Here is a 26,576-nt window from a genome sequence, read left to right as displayed (position 1 = left end):
CAAAACACTTTGCCGCAGTGCCTCAACAAACGGCTTCCCCAATGCCGCGAACGGTGCTTTAACCCGCTCATCCACAGGGGTGCTCCGTATGGTCGGGGCTGAGATGAGGGCGGCAAGCCTTCGGACCCTAAAGCTGATCTGGATAATACCAGCGGAGCGAGGCGGGCGATGTTTTCAGGCGCACAGATTTCCCTTTATCCCATGACCGACGATTTCGTCGGCGTCATCCTTGGCGCGCTCGGCGCGCTCGATCCGTGGCGCGACCGGCTGCGGATCGAGATCGACGACATCTCGACGCTTATGGTCGGGCCGCCCGAGGTGCTGTTTCCCGCCATGCGCGACCTGTTCGTCGCGGCGGCCAAAAGCGGCAAGCACTGCGTGCTTTCGGCGGCGGTCTCGCGCGGCTGTCCGGGCGAGCCCGACGATCCGATCTGCCGCTCCGACGAGACCGGCGGCCCCGCCATTCCGCTGGACGAGCGCAAGATCGCCGCGATCCGCGCTGTCCAGGCCACGCCGTCGACCGGCCAGCCGGCGGCGGCGCAGTTCTCGCTCTACGTTATGGGCACGGGCGACCATATGGACGAGATCTACGGCTGCATCGATTTCCTGAAACAGTCCGGCGTCTTTGAGCGCTCAAAGAACTTCTGCACCAAATTGCGTGGCGATGCCGGTGCCGTGTTTGCCACGCTCAACGAGGCCTTCTGCCGCTTCGGCCCCGGCGCCGGCCACGTCACCCTCGACATCACGATCTCGGCGAACAGCCCGAGCGCCGTCTGAGCCGCGGCTCAAGCGTCGTTCCTTGAGGATATTGCCGTGGCTGGTTTATCTGACCCATTGCGTGGAGGAGATGCCTCTGACCCCTCAGCACAAAGAGGAGGGGAGCCATTGGCGATTGGCGAAGACCGCGATGCCCACGAATCTCCCCCCTCGAGCGGGAGATGGCTGGCAGGCCAGAGGGGGTCCCAGCGCGTGGAGCGCCGACGTCCTTTTCGCATCGGCAAGGCGTGGGCGCTCTATGCGAGACGACCCCCTCTGTCGCCTTCGGCGACATCTCCCCCTCGAGGGGGGAGATTAGCCGCCGGCATCGCCAAGACCATCCCCGCCGCCTTCGCCTTCGCCCTGCTCCTCGCGGCCTGGGAGCTCTACGCCCGCTATGGCGGTGTCGCCCCCACCGTGCTGCCGGCGCCGTCGCGCGTGCTGCAGCAGGCCTGGGAGCATCGCGCCGCCCTGGCCGACAACACGCTGCCCACCATCCGCGCCACATCAGCCGGCTTCGCCTGCTCGTTGGTCGCTGCCTTCGTGTTTTCGGCGCTGGTCGATTTCTGGGCCCCGCTGCGCCGCGCGCTGTTTCCGCTGCTGATCGTCAGCCAGACCTTGCCGCTGGTCGCGATCGCGCCGCTCATCGTGCTGTGGTTCGGCTTCGGGCTGATGCCAAAGATCCTGCTTGTGGCGCTCGTCACCTTCTTCCCGATGATGGTCGCGCTGGTCGAAGGTTTTGCTGCGACCAGCAAGGAGATTTCGCAGATGCTCGCCGCCATGGGGGCAGGGCGCTGGCGTATCTTCTGGCTGGCGCGCCTGCCTTCGGCGCTGCCCTATTTCTTCGCCGGGCTGCGCATCTCCATCACCTATGCCGTCGTCGGCGCGATCTTCGCCGAATATGCGGGGGCGGCGAAGGGGCTGGGCATCTACATGCTCAATGCCAAGAACAACTTTCGGCCCGATCTGGTGCTCGCCGCGGTCGCCGTCAGCGCCGCGCTCACGCTTGTCTTGTTCGCCATTGCGGTGCTCGTCCAGCGCTTCGCCATGCCTTGGGAGAATGCAGGGAGCGAAAGCCGCGACCGCAAGGTTGAAGCTGCAGAAGAGAACCGTCAATGACGCGGCTCGAACTCCGGGACATCAGGAAGAACTTCGGCGCGCTTGAGGTGCTCGCCGGCATTTCGCTTCATGTCGCGGCCGGCGAGTTCGTCTCCATCCTCGGCCCTTCCGGCGCCGGCAAGTCGACGCTGTTCCAGTTGCTGACCGGCGCGCTGAAAGGCGAGGGCGACATGCGCTTCGACGGCGCGCCATTGCAGGGCAGCCCCTTCGCCTTCATGCCGCAGCGCGACGCGCTGATGCCGTGGCGACGCGTCATCGACAATGTGACGCTGGGGCTGGAGGTGCAGGGCATGAAGCGCCGCGAGGCGCGCGCGTCCGTTGCGCCATTGTTCGCTGAGTTCGGCCTTGCCGGTTTCGAGCGCGCCTGGCCGGCCGAGCTTTCCGGCGGCATGCGCCAGCGCGCCGCCCTTTTGCGCACCGTGGTGCAGCAGCGCGACATGCTGCTGCTCGACGAGCCCTTTGGCGCGCTGGATGCACTGACCCGCGCGGGTATGCAGCGCTGGCTGGAAGGCATGTGGCAGCGCCACCGCTGGACCGCGCTGCTGATCACCCATGACGTGCGCGAAGCCGTCTACCTCTCCGATCGAATCTATCTGATGTCGGCGCGGCCGGCCCGCATCATCGGCGAGATTGCCGTGCCGCTGCCGCGCCCGCGCACCACCGGCAGCGATGCCGCGCGCCAGGCCGCCGCGCTCGAAGCCGACATCCTCGACACGCTGCTCAATCCCGGGACTGACCGGGGCTTGTTTCCGCAGACCGCTCAAAGGAGTTTTTCATGACCGAATTCACACGCCGGCAGGCTTTGCTGCTGACGCTGGCCGCCGGATTGCCGCTGGCCTCGCGCGCTCATGCGGCTGCGCAAAAAATCACCGTCGCGCTCGACTGGACGGTCAACACCAACCATGTCGGCCTGTTCGTTGCCCGCGACAAAGGATTCTACAACGAGGCCGGGCTCGATGTTGAGATCCTGCCCTATGGCGATACTGGCGCCGGCACGCTGGTCGCCAACCGCATCGCCGATTTCGGCATTGCCGGCGTCGGCCTGTTTACCCAGCGGGCTGCCGGCGCCGATCTTAAGGCGGTCTACGCCGTGGTCCAGCAGGAGACCGGCCGGTTGGTCTTCAACGCGGATCGCGGCGAGATCAAGAGTCCCAGGAATCTCGACGGTCTGACCTATGGCGGCTTCGGCAGCGCCTGGGAAAACACGCTGATCTCGACCATCATCCGCCACGATGGCGGCAAGGGCGTTTTCGAGACGGTGACGCTCGGCACCTCGGCCTATGAGGCGCTGGCCAACGGCTCGGTCGACTTCACGCTGGAGGTCTCGACCTGGGAAGGCGTCGCTGCCGAGTTGAAAGGCGTCAGGCAGCGCGGCTTCCGCTACGCCGATTACGGCGTGCCCGACGAGCACACCACCTTGATCGCCTCCAGCAATGCATATCTCCAGGCAAACCCGAAGGCCGCATCGGCCTTCGTCGAGGCAACGCGGCGCGGCTACCAATTTGCCTGCGATCACCCGCAGGAAGCCGGCGATCTGCTGATCGCTTCCAACAGGGATGCGCTGACCGACCCGGCGCTGATCCACGCTTCGCTGAAGATGCTCGTCGACGGGCACTTCCTCAGAAGCCATGCCGGCGTCATCGGCACCGTCGACAAGGCCAAGATCAAGGCGATCGGAACCTACCTCTTCAGGGCCGGCATATTGCTCGATGGCGATGGCAAGGTTCTGAAGGAGAAGCCGGATTTCGGGGGGTATTTTACGAACGAGTTTTTGGGCGCGTAATCTCCCCCCTCGAGGGGGAGATGTCGCCGAAGGCGACAGAGGGGGTCGGTACGTCCTGACGCGACTTCCTATCGCGGACACAGGACGTCAGCGCCTTACGCGCGGCGACCCCCTCTGGCCTGCCGGCCATCTCCCCTCGAGGCGGGAGATTGCGCCTCACCGCCTTCTCCCTCACATATCGATCATCGAGCGCTTCACCCGGCCGATGATGGTGATGGCGCCTTCCAGCGCCGGCGGCGGGATGTCCATGTAGGAGGCCGGCTGGAAGGGCGGGTTCTCGTTGGGGCGGTAGCGCTTGTAGGTGGCCTGGCCGGATTCGTCCGAAATAACGTAGCAGCCATTGGTCACCAGCCGCTTGTCCCTGAGGTTGACGAAGATGATCGAATCCGGTGGCGAGATCTTGTTCATCGACGGGCCGTCGACGCGCAGAGCAATCCATTGGCCCTGCTCCAGATCGGTGGTGGGGATGGTCGGATAGTCGCTGAGATTGACCACCATGTCCTGGCTGCCGAGTTCGCCGGCGCTGATCCATGAGACGATGGGCACGTCGACGGTGGCCAGCGACGGCATCGGGATCTGCCGGCCCGACTCGTCAAAGCCGAAATGGCCACCCGAAAGGCTGCCGCCGTCGCCGTTGAACAAGAGCCAGCCGGGATCGACGCCGAACAGGCGGCCGTATTTCTCCGCCGCCTTGCGCGACAGCGGCCGGTTACCGTTCTCGTGACTGATCAGCGTGTTCTTGTTGATGTCGCGCAATGCCCGCGCAGCGTCGCTCGGCGAGGCATAGCCCGCCTCCGCCCGCGCCTGCTGCAATCTGTGCCTCGGTTCCTGCATCGTACAAATTGCCTGAAATTTATCGTCCAATATGTACGATTTCGCTTGCGTACGTTTCGTACATATCGTACGCTTAGCGCATGATCGAACAAATCGCAAGCGTTTCCGCAGACATCCTCAGCTTTCTCCCATCGTCCGGGCTGTCCTCCTCCCCGGTCCGGACGCAAACCGGGGCTTCTGCCCCGGATCCGGTCGAACCGTCGTCCCCCCGATCGACCGGAACGGCCGGAGCCGCTCCTCTCCCGGCTCCGGCCACCTCTTCAGCCCATGGCGCCGCCGGTGCGCCAAGGGCTGTCTCCGGCGGGCAGGGTATTTCCTGCATCCGCACGGAAGATGGCACCGTCATCCTGTTCGACCGGCTGACGGGCAGGGCGGTTTCCGCCCTCACCAAAGCGGCCGCCGAAGCCGCCTTGCGGCATCTCGCCGGCTCGCTGCCGGCCGCCAGTATCGGCTGACCGCACCAACCATCCGCTCTGATTTTTTCCCGTGGGCCCTCGGGGCCGGCGCTCGGCCTTTGCGCGCGCAATCAATGGATACCGACATGACTGCCTATACCGACACCGAATTGCAGGAGATCGCCGTCTGGCTGAGGGATGGCCTGTCGGCCACAGGGATCGCCGTCCGCTTCACGGCGCTGCGCGGCAGTCCGGTCTCGCGCAATGCCGTCATCGGCATCGTCCATCGCAACAGCGCGTTGAAGACCATCGGCTTCGCCAACCCCAGAGGCGGCAGGTCCGGCGGCCGACCGAGGAAGAATGCGACGGGGAAGACTGCGGCAAACGAGAATACCGCCAAGAGGAATCCGCCGGCGCAGCCAAGCAAGCTCGTAAGGGAAGTAGGAGTTTCGAAGCAGGCCGCGCCGGTCAAACCGGCCGCCAAACCGAGCCGTCAGCCATCGGCCAGGCCTCTGTTGCCAGCCCGTCCGGCGCCCTCGATCCCGGGCGAAGGACGGCTGGTGGTGGACGGCGAAATCTACCGCTTCAATGTGCCGGCGCCGCGCCCTGCCTCGCTCGGGCGTCAGCCGCATGTCGCCGCCATGCGCTTCATCGACTGCCTGTTCGACCGCTGCCGCGCGCCGCTCGACCTGACGCTGGAGGAAGACCCCGACAACGATGCTCCCGGCAGTCGGCCGGGGCTCGAGATGCTGTGCTGCGGCCTGCGCACAAGGGCGCTGAAAAGCTACTGCGAATACCACCAGGCGCGCTTCCACCGGCCTGTGGCGGAGATGGTGTGAGCGGCTGGGCTCCGTTCCTCGCCTCCGGACGACCCCACCAATGACCGAAAGCCGGCGGGACAGCGCCCCCTCTGTCCTGCCGGACGTTCGTCGCTCGGAAAGCCAAGCAATTGGCTTTCCGTCCGCTTCGCGGACCACTCCTCAACCCCCACGAGGGGGGCGATCGGATATCGCCGCCGATTTCGCCAATTGCCAACGTTGCAGAGGCGCAGCCGCCGAAACTGCCAATCTCCCCCCTCGTAGGGGAGATGCCCGGCAGGGCAGAGGGGGGCGCGAAGGAACGCCAACCTTCCGGCTCAACAACCCAATCCCACAAGGATCCCCCGATGAGCAAAAAAACCGCGCAGAAAGCCAAACCGCCGAAATTGCCTGCGGGCGAAGCCGAGCAGGTGCGCATCCGCCGCGAGATCGGCCATGATTTCGCGCTGAAGGACGATCGCTTCGGCCGCAAGCGGTTGAGCGTCGGCACCGAAGAGGCGCGGCGCGTCTACGAGGTCTCCAATGACGGCTACACCGCGACCGGCGGCATCGTGCGGGTGCGCAATGTCGATCCGCTGGTCGGCATCACCTCACTGACGCGCCAGCAACGCGAGGCCGGCCAACGGTTTCGCGACGATTTTGAGCGCGCCTCGCGTGACGGGCTGCGGCCGATGCCGTGGGAAGAGCGCATTGACGGCGGCCGCATCAATGGCGGCATCCCCGACCGCGTGCTCAACGCCGGCGGCGCCCACACCCACGCCGTCGCCGCCATGGCCCACTGGGAAGTGGCGGAGGTGGTTCGCAAAATCTGCCTCGAAGGCCAGTCGGTGAAGGCGCTCGCCGAACGCACCGGCGAGGGACGAGATGTGGTGGTGAAGCTGTTGAAGGTCGGGCTCGACCTTTTGGCCGTGGATTACGGGATGATGCTGATGCGGAAGCCGCGATAAGGCCGGCAGCCGCGTAGTGAAGCGGCCGGCCGGCAGATGCCGGCCGAACCGGTTTCACCCTATCGGATCACCGTTCGCAAACGCGAATTTCCTCGACGATCCTGTGATGATGGCGCCAATGCTTGACCAACTCTATACGGCAATGGCGATGGTGCCTGTGATACCTGTGGTACCTGAAGCCGTTATCGTAGGCATCATACTGGTAGTAGGGGCGAGGAGCGTAGCGATCGTAATAGTCGCCATAGCTGTCATTGTAGTCATCGTCATAGTAGCCGTTGCCGATGCCGATCACGACGCGCCCGCCGGCATTCGCCGGGGCGATCATCGCCGCCGCCGCAGTGATAGCGATAGCCGAAGCAAGCAGGAGCTTTCTCATAGCTGCCTCCTATTCAAGGTTGCGCTAATATAACTCGCTGGGCACGACCTCGTTCCATAATTTTGCAAGATGCGAACGACCCCTGCGCCGTGCATTGCGAGGAAAGTCAGCGTCACCTCCTGTCAGCATCGTCCCCCGATTTTTGAACCCTTCGCCGCCCCAGCCATTAATCCGGCATGAATCAGCAAGGGAAGGACGAGACCATGCATGTCATTCTTGGAGGTACCGGCCATGTCGGCTCGGCGGCGGCAATGGCGCTGTTGCGGCAGGGCAAGGATGTCACGGTGGTGACGCGCGACGAGTCGAAGGCCGCATGGTTGGTTGAACAGGGCGCGGAGGCCGCGGTTGCCGATGTGCTCGATGTCGAGGCGCTGCGTGAAGTCTTGCGGCGCGGCAAGCGGGCGTTTCTGCTCAACCCGCCGGCCGATCCATCGACCGACACCGACGCCGAGGAGCGCAAGACGGTTGGCGCCATTGCGGCGGCGCTGGAGGGCTCCGGCCTCGAAAAGCTGGTGGCGGAATCGACCTACGGCGCGCAGGCCGGCGAGGGTGTCGGCGATCTCACCGTCCTTTACGGCCTCGAGCAGAAGCTGAAGGCCCAGGCCATTCCGGCAAGCATCAACCGCGCCGCCTATTACATGAGCAACTGGGATCAGGCCCTGGAGACGGCGCGGCGCGACGGCGTCATCACCTCCTTCTTCCCGGCGGATTTCGAGCTGCCGATGGTGGCGCCGCAGGATCTCGGCGAGGCCGCGGCGAGACGTCTGCTGGAGCCGACGGACAAGTCCGGCACGCACTATATCGAGGGCCCTCGGCGCTACTCAGCCGCCGATGTCGCCGCAGCCTTCAGTGCGGCGTTGCGCAAAAACGTGCGCGTGGTCACGGTGCCGTGCGAGCGCTGGACAGAAACCTACGAAAAACTCGGCTTCTCCAAAGCGGCGGCCGAGTCCTACACCCGCATGACCGGGGCCACGCTGGACAAGCCGATGCAGCCGGAAAACCCGGAGCGCGGCACGACCAGCCTGGAAAGCTATATTGCCGCGCTCGTCGAGGGCCGGCCGGAAGACCTGTTGAAGGGTGCCGCGTAAAAGTTAATATTGTAAGACAGTGGCTTAGAGAGGTTTTGTGAATCAAACTTGAACCTGGCGAGTCGCTGAACGAGCCATTACTTTCAGGCGCCGCGCCGCCCCTCATCTGGCTGCCGTATCTTCTCCCCGTAAACGGGGAGAAGGGGCTGGCCGCGACGGCGGCGCTTTTCCTGCAACGTTGGCGATTGGCGAAAGCATCGAAGACAGCATATTTCTCCCGTCACTATACGGGGAGTTGAGGAATGGTCCGCAAAGCGGACGAAAAGCCAACTGCTTGGCTTTTCGAATGACGAACGCCCGGCAGGGAAATGAGGGGCGGCGCGAACCGGCCGCCATCAAGCGCCTTTCTTGATCGTCCTCAACGGCTCTTCTTCCGCCGCCGTCTCCCACCCAAACACACTGCGCCCGCCAAGCAGGTGCGACTGGTCGAACTCGCCGGCGACGATCTCCTTAAGGCTCGGCCCGGTGACGTAGCGCTCCAGCCGCCGCGCTTCGCCATCCAGCCGCTTCAGCGCGCCAAGCTCTTCCTCGCGGCCGAGCTTTGCCTTGCCGACGGCCGATTTCAGCACCGCGATCGTCTCGTCATAGACTTTCAGCGGCACCGGGAAGGGGTGGCGGTCCTTGCCGCCATGGGCGAGCGAGAAGCGCGCCGGATCGGAGAAGCGGCAAGGCGCGCCATGCACCACTTCCGCCACCATGGCCAGCGCCCTCACTGTGCGCGCGCCGACGCCGGGCACCAGCAGCAGTTCGGGAAAATCGGCCGGCCCGCTTTCTATTGCCGCGGAAATGTTGCCGTGCAGCCGGTGCATGACGATGTCGCTCTCGCGCACGTCGTGATGCGCCGGCATCACCAGATTGGGCAGCATCGGCTGCGCGGATGATTTCGCAGGCGCTGCTTTCGACGGCGGCTCCAGCACCGCTAGCTCGTCAAGGATCCGCTCCGGGCTCATGGTCTTCAACAGGTCGAGCTGTCCGGTCCGCGATGGCTCGGCGCGATGATCGGTCAGGTTGACGATCTCGCCCTGCCGCTCGCCCTCGATCGCCGCATGCGGCTGGTCGACGAAACTGGTCAGCCCTTCCGACAGCCAGTGGTAGCGGCGCGCCTGCCTGCTGTCGCCGTTCATGCCTTGCTGCACCACCACCCAGCGGCTGTCGTCGGTGACGATGAAGCCGTGCAGATAGAGGTCGAAACCGTCCTGCACGGCGGCACTGTCGACCTTGGCGACCAGGCGGCTGGCGGTCGCAAGGGCCGCGCCATCGATGCCGACGCGCTTGCCGATCGCCGCCAGCTCCTGCGGCGTCTTGCGTGAATGCGCGCCGCGCCCGCCGCAGACATGGATGCCGAGCTCGCGCGACATCGGATTGAGCCCGCGCTTCAGCGCGCCGACGACCGAAGTGGTGATGCCCGAGGAGTGCCAGTCCATGCCCATGACGGCGCCGAAAGACTGGAACCAGAACGGATGCGCCAGCCGCCGCAACAGCTCGTCGCGGCCATAATGATGGATGATCGCCTCGCACAGCACCGCGCCCAGCCGCGTCATGCGGTCACCCAACCATTTCGGAACCCGCCCGCCATGCAGCGGCAAGTCCGCACTGCCGCTTCGCTGCGTCAAGTGAATGCTCCGTGGCTAAGGCGCACCGGCGGTGCGCCTGTGATGTAGATGGCATTTGGGGGGCGATTTGCAAGCGGGGTGGGGGCGGCGACTATCGTCGCCCTACGCTCTTCTTGGCGTCTCGCCGAAAGATGCAGTTACGCCGCCTGTCGCACCTGGCAATAAGGTCGGCTCCCTGCTTGTAGGCGAGACAGGTCTCGAATAGAGCTTACCCCCGACGGCAACTATTAAAATCAAAAACGATGTCGCAATTCTGGTGGGTAAATCACAGTCAGACCGCCCGCCAAGAGATCGACGGGCAATATCTCTGGTCGCCCAAAACTCAGAAGAATGGGGCACGCAGCGAGTTCTACAAAAATATGCGTCGGGCGACACCTGGTGACCTCGTGTTGTCTTTTTTCGGTCAAGCCGTGCGCTATATTGGTCGGGTAGCGGAGTTTGCATTCACAGCACCGAAACCACCGGAGTTCAAGAACACTGGAGCCAATTGGAACGAGGAAGGTTGGCTTCTCCCGGTGTATTGGGCGCCGCTCCTGCCGACGGTGCGCCCGTCGGACATAATTGGCGAATTGGGTCCGCTTCTGCCTGCCCGATACTCGCCCATCGACCCAAACTCCGGATCAGGCCGTCAAAACGCCTATCTCGCGAGCGTATCGCAAGAGGTGTTTCACACAAGTCGCGGGTACAGCTTTCGACCGCGAAGCTTTGAGGCGTGGTGGCGCAAACAGTCTCACTTTCGAAGTCGTCAATGAAATTTTAGAGGACGTCGTTGAGCGCCGTATCCGAGACGACCTCCAACTCGAGGACACTGTAAAGACGAGCGTCATTCAAGCTCGTCGCGGCCAAGGTAAATTTCGTTCCAATGTCGAAGCCATGGAGCGCTCGTGCCGACTCACAGGGGTCACCAATCCCTCGTTGCTGATTGCAAGCCACATCAAACCTTGGCGCCTATGCGCTTCCGCGCAGGAGCGCTTGGACGGCATGAACGGGCTGCTCCTCACGCCTGATGCCGACCACCTCTTTGACCGTGGCTTCATCAGTTTTGAAGATAGCGGGCAGGTCCTCATATCCCAGCGCGTCGACAAGACTGATTTGCGGCGGCTCGGATTCGAGCAATTGGTGATGCAGAGTTTCGGCTTTGCCGAAGCCCCCGCCGTCTGGCGCACTAGCACCTTCACCCCGCCGCAGCAGGCTTACCTCGCTCACCATCGAGAGGATGTGTTTGTGGCATAGCTCGCATCAACTGAGCGTCAGCCGTCAGGTCCCCCTACCTCGCCGCCCCCTAAAACACCGCCTTCTCCAAGAGCGGCTCCAGTGATTCAGCAAATGGCGTCGCCAGGTGGTGCCGGTCGCGGAAGGCGAGTTGGCCGTTGATGAACACGTGGCAGGTTTGGGCGTCGCAGAACTGGCTGGTCAGGTCGACATAGGTGGCGCCGGGCACGCTGCGCACGACGTCGCGCTCGGCCGCGGCGATGTCGTCGTTCGCCGCCGCGTCCCTCGGCGTGTCGCAGACTTCAGGCACCTGCCCGCGCCACAGCGCCCGCGCCACGCATTTGTCGGCATAGCTTCCATTGTAGGGAACGTCCCGGATTACCGCGACCTTGATCCCGGCCCCGCTGAATGCCGCCAGCGTCCAGCGCAGGCCGGTCTTCCACTCCTCGTTCCAATCGGCGTGCTTCAGTTCCTCGGGCGATTCCTTCATCACATTGCCGATCGAAAATTCCGAGATCACCACCATGTGCGGGTGCAACGCGATAATGTCCTTGACCGATTGCTCCCGCCACTGGTCGCATTCGGTGTAGTCGCGCTTCAGCCGCCAGTTCCAGGTCGTCACCCGCGAGGCACGGCAGGACGATTTGAGATAGGTGACGAGGCGATAATTGTTCTTGGCCGCCGCGTCGATCAGCGGCGTCGACCAGTGGTCGGCATGCGAATCGCCGAACAGCGCAATCGAGCGCCCGGCGTCCTTGTTGCCGAACACGCAGGCCTTCGGCGTCACCGTCTCAAAGGAGAGAATACAGCCGGCCGCGCGCGCCGTGGACGGCTGCGCGGCGCTGGCGGCAATGCTGCGCTGCTCAGGGTCCAGATCGTGGACGGCAAGCCTGGCATTGGCGTAGGCGGCTGCGACGCCGGTGCCGGTCAGGAGGACGGCCGGCACCAGCGCCCGCGCCGCACTGGCCATCAGCCAGCCATTGCGGCGGATCGGGTTTTCGATGACATGATAGGTGAACCCCGACAGCGCCAGCGTCAGCGCCAAGCAGCCGAGCCGCTGCAGCGGCGAAAGTTCCGGCGTCAGCATCGTGGCATACACGATCACCGGCCAGTGCCAGAGATAGAGCGAGTAGGAGAGTTTGCCGACCCATTGCAGCGGCGCCAGCGCCAGTGCCTCGATCGGGCTTTTCTTAGCGCTCTCCTGCTGCGCGTGCGCCGCTCCTGCCAGCAGCAACAGCACGGTGCCGGCCACCGGCACCAGGGCGAGGAAACCCGGGAAGGGCGTTTCGTCGCTGAAGGAAAGATAGGCGCCGGCAATCAGCGCTAGGCCGAGCCACGCCAGCGGCGTGGCGAGCCGCGGGCGGTTTTGCCAGACTTGCTGCGGCACCATGCTGGCCAGCCCGCCGGCGGCGAACTCCCAGGCGCGTAGCGGCGAGAAATAGAAGGCCCAGGGCTGCGAGACCGTGGTGAGCCACGCGCAGACGGCGAACGAGACGAGGCCGGCAATGCCGATCACCAGGATCGCGCCGCGCTTGCCGGGGCGCAGCCATGCCGCCAGCACAAGCAGCGCCGGCCAGGCGACATAGAACTGCTCCTCCACCGACAGCGACCAGAAATGGACAAACGGGTTGCTGGCCGCATCGGCGGCGAAATAATCAAACGACCAGCGGATCAGCCACAGATTGATCATGTAGGCCGAGGCGAACATGGCGCCTTTGGAATAGAGCGATTGTTCCTCCGGCGACAGGATGAAGGCGCCGGCCACCAGTGTGGCGAGGATGACGAACAGCGACGCCGGCAACAGCCGCCGAGCGCGCCTGGCATAGAAGCGCCACAGGTTGAGCCGCCCGGTCTCGGTGATTTCGGCAAGCAGGTGTTTTGTGATCAGATAGCCCGAGATGACGAAGAAGATGTCGACGCCGGTGAAGCCGCCGGGCAGGCCGGTGAAGCCGAAATGAAAGGCGATCACGCCTGCCACCGCCAAGGCACGCAGTCCTTCGATATCGGGCCGGAACGATGCTGACACGATTTGCCACCTCGTGCTGGTGCATGACCCCGCCTCGGCGAGTAACGATCGCGCCGGGATCATACGTGCGGCAGCTTTGCGCCCAACGGGACACGGCGCTGCAACCGTTGACAGTCGGACCAAGACTCCGCCCTATGGGTCGATATCGCAATGCAACAAATCTAACGCAGTGCAACATTGGAGGAGGCGACGCTGCTGATCTCCCCCCTTGAGGGGGAGATGGCCGGCAGGCCAGAGGGGGTCGGTTCGACCGGACTCGGCCCAATCCTGCAAGTGAAGGCAGGCGCTCCACGCGCGGCGACCCCCTCTGTCGCCTTCGGCGACATCTCCCCCTCGATGGGGGAGATTAGGTCACCGCCTCCTTCGCCAAATCTCCGGCATCCGGGGTCGGCCCTTGCGTTGCCCCCGTCACACGCATCGGCTATCCAACCGGCAGCCATGCAATTCGGACGGAGCCTCCCATGACCAACACCATCATTCTCAAATTCGGCGCTGTCGAGCATGCCGAGGGCGGCGACTTGCCGGGCTGGATCGTTGTCGCGGGCCGGCCGACCATGCAGACCGCCGTGCAGCACACCACCGCCGACGGCAAGGTGCTGTCGGGCACTTGGCGCGCCTCGCCCGGAACTTATCACGCCACCTACACCGACTATGAGTTCGTGCACATGATCGCCGGCCGCATCATCATCACGCCCGATGGCGGCACGCCGGTCGAGGTCGGTCCGGGCGATGCGTTCGTGGTCGAAGCCGATTTCAAGGGCACCTGGCAGATCCTCGAGCCGGTAACCAAGCACTTCGTCGTCAAGCTTGCTTGATCGACGTCGTCAAGCTTGCTTGATCGACTTCGCCAGGGTCGCCTGATCGGCTCGTCGTCAGCCTTGCTTGATCGCGTCGTCGGCAGTTCCTGATCGGTGCCGATACACCTCGGCCGGCGCGGTTCATCGCCAGCGTCCCCCTCGCCCAGTAGGGGGAGGGGGACGTAGCGAAGCGAATATCGGTTAAGAGGGCGTCACCTCGTTCGCTTCGAACCGATGCGGATCGAAAAGCTGAGACGATGGCGTTCTGCGGAGCCTGGTCGAGAGAACGCAGGCCAGGACTGCTGCCGGGTCGCCGGCGCGTCAGCCAAGAGCGAGCGGCGCACTTCGAGAGTGCATGCCGCCCGTCCGGCGCCGGGCCGTCAATGCTGTTGTTACGAAACCCCCCAGCCCCGTCTCAACCGCCACGGCCATGGCGTGACCCATGGCTTGCTATACGCATGCAGCACCGCGGTCTGTCAACGCCGCCCGCAATGGCCGCGGGAGGTCCCTTTTGCGCCTCCCGACCAGCTTTCCAGCCGGCCTCGCGCAAGCCATTCGCCGCTGCAAAATGCGCTTGAAATGGCGGTTTTCCGGGTGTTCCGGCCGCTCCGGAGCGGACCTTTGGCGCGACAGAGGTCGCGATCTAGGCGATTGGATGAATTTGTCTTTCGCGGCTGAAACGTTTCAGGAGCCGGATTGTAGACCTGACTTTTTTTGGGTGTATTTCCCTGACGTCAGTTTTGCACCCCAGCCGACCCGATCGACCTGCCGGAGAGCAAGCCTCAGGGGCCGGCGTCGGCGCTCTGAGTCTCTCGGACCGACGGGCGCCGGACCATGCCGCTGACGACATAGGCCGCCGCGCCCAGCGCCGTGATCCAGAAGCTCGTCGGCCAGTCGGTCAGGAAGGCGAGCGTCAGGCTGATCCAGGCGATGATCACGGCAAGCGCGATGGACGCCAGCACGCCGGCTCCGACGCCGCTGGTAAGCCTGAGCGCGGTGGCTGCAGGCGCCACCATCAGCGCGAAGACGAGCAGCACGCCGACGATCTGCACCGCCTCGGACGTGGCGACGGCGACCAGCACCATGAACAGGGTCGAGACAAGAGTGAGCGGCACGCCGCGCGCTTCGGCGAGTTCCGGCTGCAGGCTGGCGAACAGCAGCGGCCGCGCGATCAGCAAAAGCGCGACAAGGATCGCCACCGCCAGCACCGCAAGCACGATGACGGTGCGCAGGCTGATGCCCAGCACATTGCCGAACAGCACGTTGGTCGCCTGCGAGGCGAAGGCGGTGTAGAAATGCAGAAACAGCAAGCCCAGGCCGAGCGACAGCGTCAAGACGATGCCGATGGCGACGTCGCGATGCGCGCGCTCGCCGAGCAGGCCGATGCCGACGCCGGCGGCGACGGTAAACACGGTGAGGCCGAGAAACGGCGACAGCCCGATCAGGCCGGCCCCCGTGGCCCCGGGAAAGCCGACATGGGAGAGCGCATGGCCGGCGAAGGTCTGGCCCCGGAGCACGAGGAAATAGCCGACCGCGCCCGAAACGATGCCGACAATGGTGCAGGCATAGAAGGCGTTGCGCATGAATTCATAGTCAAAGATCGTGGACATGCGCCCCGCTCTCCAGTTCGACATCGTCGGCCATGACGAAGATGCGGCCGGCAACCCGCACCACATTGATATGCGTGCCATAGAGTTTCGACAGCACCGGACCGCTGATGACCTCGTCGACGGAACCGATCGCCGCCTTGCGGTTGCCGAGATAGAGCACGCGGTCGACGGCGCGCAGCAGCGGGTTGATCTCGTGCGAGCAGAACAGCACGGCAATGCCGAGCCGCTCGCCGATGTCGTGCACCAGGTCGATGATCGCGCGCTGATGGCCCGCATCGAGGCTGATCAGCGGCTCGTCGAGCAAAAGCAGTTGCGGATTGCCGATCAACGATTGCGCGATCAGGATGCGCTGGCGCTCGCCACCGGAAAGCTCGCCCAGCGGGCGCCGCGCAAGGTCGCCGGCGCCCACCTCTTCAAGAGCCTTCCACGCCGCCTCCTTCTCGGCAGCCGATGCGACGGGCCAGCCCCAGCGATGCCCGCCGGCGGCACTCAGCACGAAGTCGAGGCCGCTGACGCCGACATCGCCAAGCGCGCGCCGCGCCTGCGGCATATAGCCGATGTCGGCGTTGCCGCGCGTCGGCGATTTGCCAAGCACCGAAATGGCGCCGCCGGCCGGTTTGATCAGGCCGAGAATGGCGCGCAGCATCGTCGTCTTGCCGGCGCCATTGGCGCCGAGCAGGCCGACAAAGGCGCCTTGCGGTAGAGAAAAGGAGACGTCGGATAAAACCCGGCGTCCCCCATAGGTCAGCGTGACCTTGTCGAATTCGATTGCGTTCATTTAGTCACATTCATTCGCAGTCACATTCATTGTGTGCGGGCGGCGAGCGCCTTCTGGACCGCGTCGATCTGGCCGCCGAACCAGGTCTGGATAGTCTGGCCCGCCGGTTCCGTCTCGGTGACGCCGATGACCGTGACCTTGTTCTGCTTGGCGATGTCGAGCAGCCTTGTCGTTGCCTCGTCGGTCACCTGCGAATTGTAGAACAGGATCTTGGCCGAGCCGTCCTTCAGGCTGTTTTCGAACGCCGCCACCTGCGTGGCGCTCGGCTCCGCATCGTTCATCAAGGCCACCTGGAAATCGTAGTTCAGCATCTTGAGACCGAGCGCTTCCGCCATGTAGCCGAAGACCGGCTCGGTAGCCGTCACCTCGGTGCCGGCATAGGTGTTCTTGACGTCGGTGATTTCCTTGTCAATGGCCTCGAGCGAGGTCTGGAATGCCTTCAGGTTCGTCTCATAATACACGGCATTGGCCGGATCGCGCTTGGCAAGGTCGGCGCTCAGCGCCTTGGCGATGGCCGGCAGCGTCGCCGGGTCGTACCACAGATGCGGGTTGTCGCCCGACTTCTTGCCGATCAGGTCGGCGGCGACGATGGTCGTGCGATCCTTGGCTGTCGAGGCCGACAGCAGCTTGTCCATCCACGGATCGTAGTCGGCGCCGTTATAGATGACGATCTTGGCGTCGGCGATGGTGCGCGCCGTCGACGGGCTGGTCTCGAACAGATGCGGATCGTCATCGGGATTGGCCAGGATGCTGGTGACGGTGACGTTGCTGCCGCCGATCTGGCGGGCAAGGTCGCCATAGAAATTCTCGGCCGCCACGATGGTCAGCTTGTCTTCGGCGCGGGCAGCCGTGCCGGTCAAAAGCGGCACCGCGACGAGCAGCGCGGCGAGAAAGGGAATGCGACGCATCCGTGGTCTCCTTGCAGTCTGAAAGGTATGTCGCCGGAGAGGCGGGCTGTGTAACTGTATAACAGTAACAATATAACGTTTGCGTCGAAAATACGGCTGATGTCAATGGGCTTTTCGAGCCGCGCAGTTTTTCACGCGCACAAAAGCGTGAGCGGCCTGCGCCGTTCAGGCGGAGCCACTCATGCCTGTCGGCTATATGCGAAAGGGCAGGCGATCGCCGGCACCGCGAGGCCGCCGCGAGCACACCGGTCGTGGCGGTATCCTGATGAATTCGCGGCGGGTAAGTTCCTTGCTTGTTGCCGTCAGTTTTGCGGACGCCTTCCCTCCCACGCGTCCTGCAACAGGGCGCGGATTGCGGCGCGGTCGAAAGGCCGCGGATTCCAGTATGGGTTCCTGGTCGCAATCTCGGCGGCGCGGTCGAGATCGGCCTGCTTGAGGCCGAGTTCTTTCAATGTAAGGGGCGCGCCGACCGCCTTGGCGAAATCGTGGAGACCGCTACCGGCGCTGCCGTCAAACAAGTCGGCGACCGGCTTCAACAAGTCGGGCACCGCGACGGCGTTGAAACCGATCGTGTGCGGCAACATCACCGCATGCGTCTCGGCATGCGGCATGTCGAAAGAGCCGCCGAGCGTGTGACAGATCTTGTGATGCAGCGCCATGCCGACGGCGCCGAGCACCGTACCGCACAGCCAGGCGCCGTAAAGCGCATCGCCGCGTGCATCGATATTTCCAGGCTCCTTGGTCAACACCGGCAGCGCCGCCGTCATGGCGCGCAATCCTTCTTTCGCCATCAGGGTGGAAATCGGATGGCGATCCTGCGCGTAAAGCGCTTCGGCCGCGTGCGCCATGGCGTTGAGTCCTGACGCGACGCTCATCGCTATCGGCAGGCCGACGGTCAGCTCTGGATCGTAGATCACCACTTCCGGCAGGATCCTTGCGTCACGCATTGTGGTTTTTTCGCCGTTCTCGGTCTGACCGAGGATCGGCGTCACCTCCGAGCCGGCATAGGTGGTCGGGATGACGATCTGCGGCAGGTCGGTGCGCCAGGCGATCGCCTTGCCGAGACCGGTGGTCGAGCCGCCGCCAAGCGCGACAACGCAGTCAGCGTTGACCTCGGTCGCCTTGGCCATTGCCGTTTGGGTTACCTCGACCGGCGTGTGCATGGTGGCGCCCGAAAAGGTGCCGGCCGCCAGCGCGCCGAGGGATTTGGCAAGCGCCTCGCCGTCGGCAGCCCGATGCGGCGTCGACAGCACCAGCGCGCGATTGCAGCCGAGTTTTTCGATCCAGGTGCCCACCTCGGACGACGCGCCATTGCCGAAGACAATATGCGCAGGGCTGCCGGAATAGGTGAACGTCCTTGTCATGCCGATCCGCTCCCTTTGCATATTATCACTGTGACGGAGCCGAAATCGAGCGACCAGCTCTCGCCGCCGGCGACATCGTTTGCGTCGTCACCGTCTCGCAAGCGGGGCCTGATCTCTCCCGCGTACTCGCAAACGTATCGCCTTGACCACAAAAACGTCAAAAAAGTATCAGTGAGGTGGACACACCGTGGTGGCGGCTGCATGAATTGCCGCCTAAGCTTCGATCACTGCAGAGAGCGGCAAACGCGGCCTGCGGGAGATGGCACTGCAACTGGTCGCATGACCGGACCGGCGCCGGGAGGAACTGACATGAATCCGGACTTGGAAGTCGTCCAGATCAGACGCGGCGAGTCGTTCAAGGCCTGGGCCCACGGCTACCCCTTCCACACGGTGCGCTGGCACTTCCACCCCGAATACGAAATCCATCACGTCGTCGCCACCACGGGCCATTATTTCGTCGGTGACTTCATCGGCGAGTTCGAGCCCGGCAATCTCGTGCTCACCGGCCCGAACCTGCCGCACAACTGGGTCAGCGACGTGCCGGCAGGCGCCAGCGTGCCGCTGCGCGGCCGCGTCGTGCAATTCTCGCAAGAGTTCATCGCAGACGCCACCGCCGCGTTGCCGGAACTTGCCGGTTGTGAAAACATTCTCGAGCTCAGCCGCCGCGGCGCGCTGTTCTCCACCGCTACCGCCAAGCTCGCCGCACCTGTGCTGGCCGAACTGGTCGAGGCGCAAGGCGTTCGCCGCATCGCGCTGTTCATGGAGCTGATCGATATTCTGAGCCGCGCCGCCGATGTACGGACGCTGACCAGCGCCAGCTATCTGCCGGATCCCTCAGGCTTCATGTCGGCCGGCGTCAACAAGGCGCTTGCCTTTATCAACGCCAACCTGACCGAGCCGTTCAGCGAAAGCGATCTGGCGGCGATTGCCGGGCGCAGCCCGAGCGCGTTTTCGCGCAGCTTCCGCCGTCATACCGGCATGGCGCTGGTTCAGTACGTCAACCGGCTGCGCATCAACCTTGCCTGCCAGTTGCTGATGAGCGAGGCCGACATGCCGATCACCGAGATCTGCTACGCCGCCGGCTACAACAACATCTCGAATTTCAACCGCCAGTTCCTGACCCAGAAAGGCATGTCGCCTTCGCGCTTCAGGGCCCTGCTGGCGGAAAACGTCAGCGCGGAGATTGCCGCCTAACAGGGAGGACCGGGAGGAGCCTAGACATTTACTGAGGTAAGAACGCGGGGTGCGTTGGAGGCGCCCCGTGCTGGAGATCGCTTGTCCCGAAATCCAGAGATATCAAGAGGATGCGCAGCACGGATCAAGTGCTCCGTTGTTCCTCGCAACAGCCGACTGCAGTCAAGGCCCGGCGCCATGTGGTGTCCAAGGCTTCATGAAACCATTCCTTGAAACGGAGCTATCGAAATGACCAGATTTGCCTGGAAATCGACGGGAGCCATCGCGCTCACTCTTTCTCTTCTTGGCGGCACCGCTGCCTTTGCCGCCCCGGTTACCGACGCCACGGTCGCCTTCTTGATGCCCGACCAGGCCTCGACGCGCTACGAGCAGCACGACTATCCCGGCTTCGTCGCCGAGATGAAAAAACTCTGCCCCGGCTGCAAGGTGATCTATCAGAACGCCGATGCCGACGCCTCGCGCCAGCAGCAGCAGTTCAACTCGGTGATCTCGCAAGGCGCCAAGGCGATCGTGCTTGACCCCGTCGACTCGACCGCCGCCGCCTCGCTGGTCAAGCTGGCGCAGAGCCAGGGCGTCAAGGTCATCGCCTATGATCGCCCGATCCCGACCGCACCTGCCGACTTCTACGTCTCGTTCAACAATGAAGGCATCGGCAAGGCCATTGCCGACTCGCTCGTCGAACACCTCAAGGCGCTGAAGGTCGACCCCGCCAGCGGCGGCCTGCTGCAGATCAACGGATCGCCGACCGACGCGGCCGCCGGGCTGATCAAGAAGGGCATCCATTCCAGCCTCGACAACAGCGGCTACAAGATCCTTGCCGAATACGACACGCCGGAATGGGCGCCGCCGAAGGCGCAGCAATGGGCAAGCGGCCAGATCACCCGCTTCTCCACGCAGATCGTCGGCGTCGTTGCGGCCAATGACGGCACCGGTGGTGGCGCCATCGCCGCCTTCAAGGCCGCCGGTGTCGATCCGGTACCGCCGGTGACCGGCAACGACGCGACGATCGCCGCACTGCAGCTGATCATCGCCGGCGATCAGTACAACACCATCTCCAAGCCGAGCGAGATCGTTGCGGCGGCTGCCGCCAACGTCGCCGTCCAGCTTCTGTCGGGCGAGACGCCGAAGGCCGAAATGACCCTCTACGACACCCCATCGCAGCTGTTCACGCCGGCGGTGGTGACGCAGGAAAACCTCAAGGCCGAGATCATCGACAAGAAGATCAACACCGCCGAAGAGCTCTGCGTCGACCGCTATGCCGAAGGCTGCAAGAAGCTCGGCATCACAAAGTGACAATGCAGGTCGCCCAAAATCGCGCAGCGGTTTTGGGATAAGACATGCATAAAAGGATGACCTAGAATCCTGATCCTGCTTTCCGGCCGCCCTTGCGGCGGCCGGAAGTTCGCAGTCACTCTTGACCGTCCATCCGGAAAGGTTTGCCACCATGTCTGACATCTCTGACGGACCGGTTTCGGCAGGCGAGCTGGTGCTCAGCCTGCGCGGCATCTCGAAGAATTTCGGCGCCGTTTCGGCGCTCACCGATATCGATCTCGATGTCCATGCCGGCGAGGTGGTGGCGCTGGTCGGCGACAATGGCGCCGGCAAGTCGACGCTGGTCAAGATTCTGGCCGGCGTCCACCAGCCGAGCTCGGGCACCATCAATTTCCGCGGCAGGCAAGTGACGATGCCCGACCCGAGCGCCGCGCTGACGCTCGGCATCGCCACCGTTTTCCAGGATCTGGCGCTGTGCGAAAACCTGGACGTCGTAGCCAACATCTTTCTCGGCAAGGAGCTCAACCCGCTGCGGCTGGACGAGGTGGCGATGGAAATTCGCGCCTGGACGCTGCTCAACGAATTGTCGGCGCGTATTCCAAGCGTCCGCGAGGCGGTCGCCTCGCTGTCCGGCGGCCAGCGCCAGACGGTGGCGATCGCCCGCTCGCTGCTGCTCGACCCCAAGGTCATCCTCCTCGACGAGCCGACCGCCGCGCTTGGCGTCGCCCAGACGGCGGAAGTGCTGAACCTCATCGACCGGGTGCGCGAACGTGGGCTCGGCGTGCTGATGATCAGTCACAATATGGAGGACGTGCGCGCCGTCGCCGATCGCATCGTGGTGCTCAGGCTCGGCCGCAACAACGGCGTCTTCGAACCCGACGCCTCGAACCAGGAACTGGTCAGCGCCATCACCGGCGCCGCCAACAATGCAGTGTCGCGCCGCGCCGAACGGCGCAAGGCCGCCGAACAAGCGAACAATCAGGAGCAGCGGCCATGAGCGCGGAGCCCAAGCAGGACACCTCCTCGTCGACGGCGCTCGACCGCAGCGACGTCCGCGTCAAGCACCAGGCCGGCGTTGGTGGCGCCATCAGCGCCTTCTTCGACCGCGTCCGCTCCGGCGACCTCGGCTCGCTGCCGGTGATTGTCGGACTGGTCATCATCTGGAGCGTGTTCACTGCCCTCAATCCGGTCTTCGTCTCGTCGAGCAATCTGGTCAATCTCCTGTTCGACTGCTCGACCGTCGGCGTCATCGCGCTCGGTATCGTCTGTGTGCTGATGGTCGGTGAGATCGACCTGTCGGTCGGCTCGATCAGCGGCTTTGCTTCGGCCATGGTGGGCACGCTGTGGGTCAACCAGGGCTGGCCGGTGGCGCTCGCCATCCTCGCCGCGATCGCCGTCGGCGGCTTCATCGGCGCGCTCTATGCCTTGCTGTTCAACCGGCTCGGCATGCCGAGTTTCGTCTCGACGCTGGCCGGCTTGCTCGCCGTGCTGGGCCTGCAGCTGTATATTCTGGGCTCCACCGGCTCGATCAATCTGCCCTATGGCTCGAACCTGGTGAATTTCGGCCAGTTGCTGGTCATGCCGGACTGGCTGTCCTATGCACTGGCGGCATTGCCCGGCATTGTCATGCTGATCGCCGGCCTGCGCACCGTCAGCCGCCGCCGGGCCGTCAATTTGTCGGCGCCGTCTGTCGGCGGCCTCATCGTGCGCGTCGCCGCCCTGACCATCCTGCTCGAACTGATCGTCGGTTATCTCAACCAGGCGCGCGGCATACCGTGGATGTTCGGCCTGTTCGTCGGCCTGGTGGTGGCGATGAACTATGCGCTGACCCGCACCCAATGGGGCCGCTCGATGACCGCCGTCGGCGGCAACCGCGAAGCGGCGCGCCGCGCCGGCATCAAGGTGCGCTCGATCTACCTCAGCGCCTTCGTCATGTGCTCGATGTTCGCCGCCCTTGGCGGCGTGCTGTCGGCGGCGCGGCTGGCCTCTGCCAGCCAGCAGGCCGGCACCGGCGACGTCAACCTCAACGCCATTGCGGCGGCGGTCATAGGCGGCACCAGCCTGTTTGGCGGCCGTGGCAGCGCCTATTCCGCGCTGCTCGGGATCATCGTCATCCAGTCGATCGCCAGCGGGCTGACCTTGCTCGATCTGTCATCGTCGCTTCGCTACATGATCACCGGCGCCGTTCTGGCAATTGCGGTCATCGTCGACTCCCTGGCACGCCGCTCGCGGGTTTCCCACGGCCGCGCCTGAACGCAACCGCAATCGATACGAGGATAGAATGGCTCAGGATTTGAGTGGAAAGGTCGCGGCGATCACCGGCGCCGCGTCGGGCATAGGCCTGGAATGCGCGAGAGCGCTGATTGCCGCCGGCGTTCGCGTTATGCTCGTCGACCGCGCCGCCGACGCGCTGAAAAGCGTCTGCACCGAACTCGGTCCCAACGCGATCCCGCTGGTGATCGATCTGATGGAGCCGGCCAGCGTCGCGACGATGATGCCGCAAATCCTGGACAAGGCCGGCCAGCTCGATATCTTCCACGCCAATGCCGGCGCCTATGTCGGAGGCCCGGTGCTCGAAGGCGACCCCGATGTGTGGGACCGCATGCTGAACCTCAACATCAACGCGGTGTTCCGTTCCATACACGCCGTGCTTCCGCATATGGTCGAACGAAAGACCGGCGACATCATCGTGACGTCCTCGATCGCCGGACTGGTGCCGGTGGTCTGGGAGCCGATCTACACCGCCTCCAAGCATGCCGTGCAGGCCTTCGTCCACACGGTGCGCCGGCAGGTCGCCCCGCACGGCCTGCGCCTCGGCGCGGTGCAGCCGGGGCCGGTGGTGACAGCGCTGATCAGCGACTGGCCGAAGGACAAGCTTGAGGATGAACTGGCCAAGGGCGGCCTGATTCAACCGGTCGAGGTCGCCGAAGCCGTGCTGTTCATGCTGACTAGGCCGAGAAATGTCACTATCCGGGATCTGGTGATCCTGCCGCAGAGCAATGATTTGTGAGGCAGTAGGCATTAGGCAGTAGGGAATGGGGAGAGGCTCTTGCAACTGGCCGTTCACTGCTGACCATCTCGCCTACTGCCTACTGCCTAACTTCTGAGGTTCCCATGTCCCACTTCCTCGGCATCGATGTCGGCACTGGCAGTGCCAGGGCGGGGGTATTCGACAGCAAGGGCACCATGCTTGCCTCGGCGAAGCGCGACATCGCTCTGTTCATCGAGCCCGGCGAAATCGCCGAACAGTCGAGCGAGGACATCTGGCGTGCGGTTTGCGCCAGCGTGCGCGAGGCGGTGACCAAGTCGGGGCTCGCTGGGCGCGACATTGCTGGCATCGGCTTCGACGCCACCTGTTCGCTGGTCGTGGTCGGCAAGGACGGCGCGCCGTTGCAGGTCGGCAGTTCCGGCGACAGTCAGCGCAACATCATCGTCTGGATGGATCACCGCGCGCTCGACCAGGCGCAGCGCATCAATGCCGGCAAGCACGCCGTGCTCGACTATGTCGGCGGCACCATCTCGCCGGAAATGGAAACGCCGAAGCTGCTGTGGCTGCGCGAGAACCTGCCCGCCACCTTCGATGCGGCCGAGCATTTCTTCGACCTGACGGACTATCTGACCTGGCGCTCAACCGGCAGCCTGGCGCGCTCGATCTGCACGCTGACCTGCAAATGGACCTATCTCGGTCATGAGCGGCGCTGGGACGATGCCTATTTCCGTGCCATCGGCCTCGGCGCGCTCGCCGATGAAGGCTTTGCCCGCATCGGCACCGAAATCGTCGAAGGCGGCACGGCACTTGCCCAAGGCCTGACTGAGGCCGCCGCGGCCGATCTCGGCCTGCTGCCGGGAACGCCGGTTGCGGCCGGCCTGATCGATGCCCATGCCGGCGGCGTCGGCACGGTTGGCGGGCAGGGCTCGGTCGGCACCTTGCAGTCGCGCATGGCCTATGTGTTCGGCACTTCGGCCTGCACCATGGCCAGCACCAGCGAGCCGGCCTTCGTGCCCGGCGTCTGGGGCCCGTATTTTTCCTCGATGGTGCCGGGGCTTTGGCTCAATGAAGGCGGGCAATCGGCGGCGGGTGCTGCAATCGACCACCTCGTCGCTTTCCATCCGGCCACGGCTGAGGCATCCGCAAAAGCCAAGGCGGAAGGTCTCGGCCTGACCGCTTGGCTTGGTCAGCAGGCGGCGAAGCAGTCCGCCGACCTGTCCGCAGTAGCGCACCTAGCCGATGGACTGCATGTCGTGCCGGAATTCCTCGGCAACCGCTCGCCCTTCGCCGATCCTGAGTCCAAGGCCCTGATCGCCGGGCTTGGCATGGACACGTCCCTCGACAGTCTGGTCGCGCTCTATGTCGCCGGCCTGCTGGGCATCGGCTACGGCGTTCGCCAGATCCTGGCGGCGATGGCCAAAAAAGGCATTGCCATCGACACTATCGTCGTCAGCGGCGGTGCGGCGCAAAGCGAGCTGGTACGTCAGCTTTTGGCCGACACCACAGGCCTGACCGTCGCCGGTTCGACCTCGCCCGAACCGGTGCTGCTCGGCTCAGCCATATTGGCTGCGGTGGCGGCGCAAAAATTTCCCGATGTGATCGCGGCGATGACCGGCATGTCGCGCATCGGCGACATCTATCGCCCGGCCGGTGGCGACCTCGTGCCCTGGCACGACAAGCGCTTCGCCGCCTTCGAATTGCTGCAGCAGGCAGGCCGGGCCATCCGCGATTGAACGGCTTCGCTCACGTCCAGAAATAGCGGACGATGTGGAAGAACACCGGTGCGGCGAAGACCAGGCTGTCGGCGCGGTCCATCATGCCGCCGTGACCCTCGATCAGGTGACCCCAGTCCTTGACGCCCTGGTCGCGCTTGATCGCCGACGCCACCAACCCGCCGAGGAACCCCATCAGGCAGGCGATGAAGGCGACGCCTGCCGCCGCCAGCGGCGAGAACGGCGTCAGGAACGACAGCAGCGCGCCGAGAAGGCTCGATGCCACCAGCCCGCCGCCCAGCCCTTCCCAGGTCTTCGAGGGCGAGACGGAGGGCGACAGAAGATGCCTGCCGAACAGCTTGCCGAAAATGTATTGCAGCACGTCGCTGCCTTGCACGGTGATGATCAGGAAGGCGATGAGCAGGAGGTTGCGGCCCTCGAAACCGGGCACGTTGAGGGTCAGCAGCGCCGGCACATGGCTGACGCAGTAGACCGAGATCATGACCGCCCATTGCTGCGCGGACACGCGCTCGAGGAAGCGCTCGGTGTCGCCGTTGAGCGCGGTGACCGCCGGCATCAAGAGGAAGCAGTAGACGGGGATGAAAATGGTGAAGAGCCCGTACCAGGCGGTCCACACCAGCCAGTACTGGAAGGGAATGATGATGCCGAACATGCCGAGCAGCACCCAGTGGTCGCTGCGCCGGCTGTGCGTCAGCGTCACGAACTCGCGCAGCGCGGCAAACGAGATCAGCGCAAACAGGATGGTCATGCCGGTGCGGCCGAAGAAGAAGGCGACGGTGATCGCCAGCACCATCACCCACCAGGCGTTGATGCGCTGGTTCAAGTTGACGAGCGTCGAGGGCAGCGGCTTCGGCGCCCGCCATGAGAGGATACCGGCAACGATGCTCGCCATGGTCAGCACGCAGATCAGGCCGGCCAGCAGGATGACGGTTTCATGCATTGGCGGCAGTGTCATACGAAGTCT

The 26,576-nt window shown here is 64.4% G+C and carries 25 protein-coding genes and 1 riboswitch; of the genes, 15 read left to right on the top strand and 10 right to left on the bottom strand.

The features are described 5' to 3' along the window. Nucleotides 1-65: 65 nt before the first annotated feature. Nucleotides 66-178: riboswitch (TPP riboswitch) on the top strand. From NKH54_RS15815 to NKH54_RS15800, 4 genes are all read left to right on the top strand, one after another. Then, nucleotides 169-777 (top strand): YkoF family thiamine/hydroxymethylpyrimidine-binding protein, encoded by a 609-nt coding sequence (locus tag NKH54_RS15815; RefSeq protein WP_353028535.1) that lies wholly within the window; start codon nucleotides 169-171, stop codon nucleotides 775-777. Its footprint overlaps the riboswitch before it by 10 nt. 255 nt (nucleotides 778-1,032) lie before the next feature. Continuing rightward, nucleotides 1,033-1,875 (top strand): ABC transporter permease, encoded by an 843-nt coding sequence (locus tag NKH54_RS15810; RefSeq protein WP_023743872.1) that lies wholly within the window; start codon nucleotides 1,033-1,035, stop codon nucleotides 1,873-1,875. Further along, on the top strand, nucleotides 1,872-2,654 hold the full coding sequence (locus NKH54_RS15805; RefSeq protein ID WP_023705167.1) for an ABC transporter ATP-binding protein: 783 nt from the start codon (nucleotides 1,872-1,874) through the stop codon (nucleotides 2,652-2,654). Before NKH54_RS15810 ends, NKH54_RS15805 begins: the two co-directional genes overlap by 4 nt. Continuing rightward, nucleotides 2,651-3,658: an ABC transporter substrate-binding protein gene (locus NKH54_RS15800; protein ID WP_353028534.1), complete on the top strand. Its 1,008-nt coding sequence runs from the start codon at nucleotides 2,651-2,653 to the stop codon at nucleotides 3,656-3,658. The genes NKH54_RS15805 and NKH54_RS15800 overlap by 4 nt, the downstream gene beginning before the upstream one ends. Nucleotides 3,659-3,829: 171 nt before the next feature. On the opposite strand, the gene NKH54_RS15795 is transcribed toward NKH54_RS15800, so the two are convergent. Together NKH54_RS15795 and NKH54_RS15790 are read right to left on the bottom strand one after the other, a co-directional pair. Then, complete coding sequence (locus NKH54_RS15795) at nucleotides 3,830-4,492, bottom strand: LexA family transcriptional regulator (RefSeq protein WP_023689008.1); 663 nt, start codon at nucleotides 4,490-4,492, stop codon at nucleotides 3,830-3,832. 260 nt (nucleotides 4,493-4,752) lie between these two features. After that, nucleotides 4,753-4,953 carry a hypothetical protein gene (locus NKH54_RS15790; RefSeq protein WP_023709399.1) on the bottom strand — a complete coding sequence of 67 codons (201 nt, stop codon included), beginning with the start codon at nucleotides 4,951-4,953 and terminating at the stop codon, nucleotides 4,753-4,755. An 80-nt stretch (nucleotides 4,954-5,033) separates the two neighbouring features. Here NKH54_RS15790 and NKH54_RS15785 point away from each other — a divergent pair, with 80 nt between their 5' ends. Together NKH54_RS15785 and NKH54_RS15780 are read left to right on the top strand one after the other, a co-directional pair. After that, a complete protein-coding gene (locus NKH54_RS15785) occupies nucleotides 5,034-5,726 on the top strand; it encodes a GcrA cell cycle regulator (protein WP_353028533.1) in 693 nt (230 codons plus the stop codon). Nucleotides 5,727-6,052: 326 nt separating this feature from the next. Beyond that, a complete protein-coding gene (locus tag NKH54_RS15780) occupies nucleotides 6,053-6,652 on the top strand; it encodes a DUF6456 domain-containing protein (protein ID WP_353028532.1) in 600 nt (199 codons plus the stop codon). Nucleotides 6,653-6,719: 67 nt separating this feature from the next. On the opposite strand, the gene NKH54_RS15775 is transcribed toward NKH54_RS15780, so the two are convergent. After that, nucleotides 6,720-7,028: a hypothetical protein gene (locus NKH54_RS15775; protein ID WP_023693854.1), complete on the bottom strand. Its 309-nt coding sequence runs from the start codon at nucleotides 7,026-7,028 to the stop codon at nucleotides 6,720-6,722. Between the two features lie 203 nt (nucleotides 7,029-7,231). Here NKH54_RS15775 and NKH54_RS15770 point away from each other — a divergent pair, with 203 nt between their 5' ends. Further along, nucleotides 7,232-8,116 carry an NmrA family NAD(P)-binding protein gene (locus NKH54_RS15770; RefSeq protein WP_353028531.1) on the top strand — a complete coding sequence of 295 codons (885 nt, stop codon included), beginning with the start codon at nucleotides 7,232-7,234 and terminating at the stop codon, nucleotides 8,114-8,116. A 335-nt stretch (nucleotides 8,117-8,451) separates the two neighbouring features. On the opposite strand, the gene NKH54_RS15765 is transcribed toward NKH54_RS15770, so the two are convergent. Then, nucleotides 8,452-9,729, bottom strand: a complete 1,278-nt coding sequence (locus NKH54_RS15765; protein WP_353028530.1) for a DUF763 domain-containing protein — start codon at nucleotides 9,727-9,729, stop codon at nucleotides 8,452-8,454. A gap of 561 nt (nucleotides 9,730-10,290) precedes the next feature. Between NKH54_RS15765 and NKH54_RS15760 the strand changes: the two genes are divergently transcribed. Beyond that, the gene (locus tag NKH54_RS15760; RefSeq protein ID WP_353028529.1) at nucleotides 10,291-10,962 is read left to right on the top strand and encodes an HNH endonuclease; all 672 of its coding nucleotides are present in this window, start codon (nucleotides 10,291-10,293) and stop codon (nucleotides 10,960-10,962) included. A gap of 49 nt (nucleotides 10,963-11,011) precedes the next feature. On the opposite strand, the gene NKH54_RS15755 is transcribed toward NKH54_RS15760, so the two are convergent. Further along, nucleotides 11,012-12,967, bottom strand: coding sequence for an acyltransferase family protein (locus NKH54_RS15755; RefSeq protein ID WP_353028528.1), 1,956 nt, complete (start codon nucleotides 12,965-12,967; stop codon nucleotides 11,012-11,014). A gap of 461 nt (nucleotides 12,968-13,428) precedes the next feature. Here NKH54_RS15755 and NKH54_RS15750 point away from each other — a divergent pair, with 461 nt between their 5' ends. Continuing rightward, a complete protein-coding gene (locus tag NKH54_RS15750; protein ID WP_353028527.1) occupies nucleotides 13,429-13,782 on the top strand; it encodes a cupin domain-containing protein in 354 nt (117 codons plus the stop codon). Nucleotides 13,783-14,546: 764 nt separating this feature from the next. On the opposite strand, the gene NKH54_RS15745 is transcribed toward NKH54_RS15750, so the two are convergent. The 4 genes from NKH54_RS15745 to NKH54_RS15730 all read right to left on the bottom strand — a co-directional run bounded on the left by NKH54_RS15745 (nucleotide 14,547) and on the right by NKH54_RS15730 (nucleotide 18,424). Beyond that, complete coding sequence (locus NKH54_RS15745; protein WP_353028526.1) at nucleotides 14,547-15,374, bottom strand: metal ABC transporter permease; 828 nt, start codon at nucleotides 15,372-15,374, stop codon at nucleotides 14,547-14,549. Continuing rightward, a complete protein-coding gene (locus NKH54_RS15740; RefSeq protein WP_353028525.1) occupies nucleotides 15,358-16,152 on the bottom strand; it encodes a metal ABC transporter ATP-binding protein in 795 nt (264 codons plus the stop codon). The genes NKH54_RS15745 and NKH54_RS15740 overlap by 17 nt, the downstream gene beginning before the upstream one ends. 26 nt (nucleotides 16,153-16,178) lie before the next feature. After that, nucleotides 16,179-17,060, bottom strand: a complete 882-nt coding sequence (locus NKH54_RS15735; RefSeq protein ID WP_023712495.1) for a metal ABC transporter solute-binding protein, Zn/Mn family — start codon at nucleotides 17,058-17,060, stop codon at nucleotides 16,179-16,181. Between the two features lie 302 nt (nucleotides 17,061-17,362). Next, nucleotides 17,363-18,424: a maleylacetate reductase gene (locus tag NKH54_RS15730; RefSeq protein ID WP_353028524.1), complete on the bottom strand. Its 1,062-nt coding sequence runs from the start codon at nucleotides 18,422-18,424 to the stop codon at nucleotides 17,363-17,365. Between the two features lie 309 nt (nucleotides 18,425-18,733). Here NKH54_RS15730 and NKH54_RS15725 point away from each other — a divergent pair, with 309 nt between their 5' ends. The 6 genes from NKH54_RS15725 (at nucleotide 18,734) to NKH54_RS15700 (ending at nucleotide 25,612) form a co-directional block, all read left to right on the top strand. Beyond that, nucleotides 18,734-19,618 carry an AraC family transcriptional regulator gene (locus NKH54_RS15725; RefSeq protein ID WP_023695498.1) on the top strand — a complete coding sequence of 295 codons (885 nt, stop codon included), beginning with the start codon at nucleotides 18,734-18,736 and terminating at the stop codon, nucleotides 19,616-19,618. Nucleotides 19,619-19,846: 228 nt separating this feature from the next. Next, nucleotides 19,847-20,911, top strand: coding sequence for an ABC transporter substrate-binding protein (locus NKH54_RS15720; protein ID WP_023672498.1), 1,065 nt, complete (start codon nucleotides 19,847-19,849; stop codon nucleotides 20,909-20,911). Nucleotides 20,912-21,062: 151 nt separating this feature from the next. After that, nucleotides 21,063-21,887: an ATP-binding cassette domain-containing protein gene (locus NKH54_RS15715; RefSeq protein WP_023695497.1), complete on the top strand. Its 825-nt coding sequence runs from the start codon at nucleotides 21,063-21,065 to the stop codon at nucleotides 21,885-21,887. Next, a complete protein-coding gene (locus tag NKH54_RS15710; protein WP_023695496.1) occupies nucleotides 21,884-23,143 on the top strand; it encodes a sugar ABC transporter permease in 1,260 nt (419 codons plus the stop codon). The genes NKH54_RS15715 and NKH54_RS15710 overlap by 4 nt, the downstream gene beginning before the upstream one ends. Nucleotides 23,144-23,171: 28 nt before the next feature. Then, nucleotides 23,172-23,900, top strand: coding sequence for an SDR family oxidoreductase (locus tag NKH54_RS15705; protein ID WP_023754634.1), 729 nt, complete (start codon nucleotides 23,172-23,174; stop codon nucleotides 23,898-23,900). A 104-nt stretch (nucleotides 23,901-24,004) separates the two neighbouring features. After that, complete coding sequence (locus NKH54_RS15700) at nucleotides 24,005-25,612, top strand: FGGY-family carbohydrate kinase (RefSeq protein WP_023742397.1); 1,608 nt, start codon at nucleotides 24,005-24,007, stop codon at nucleotides 25,610-25,612. Nucleotides 25,613-25,622: 10 nt separating this feature from the next. Here the strand turns inward: NKH54_RS15700 and NKH54_RS15695 are convergent, their stop codons facing one another. Next, on the bottom strand, nucleotides 25,623-26,552 hold the full coding sequence (locus NKH54_RS15695; protein ID WP_031193489.1) for a phosphatidate cytidylyltransferase: 930 nt from the start codon (nucleotides 26,550-26,552) through the stop codon (nucleotides 25,623-25,625). Nucleotides 26,553-26,576: the final 24 nt, after the last annotated feature.

Origin of the sequence: Mesorhizobium sp. M1004 (assembly GCF_040318795.1) — a bacterium.
In the GTDB taxonomy this organism is placed as follows: domain Bacteria; phylum Pseudomonadota; class Alphaproteobacteria; order Rhizobiales; family Rhizobiaceae; genus Mesorhizobium.
This window is presented reverse-complemented; position numbering and strand designations above follow the sequence as displayed.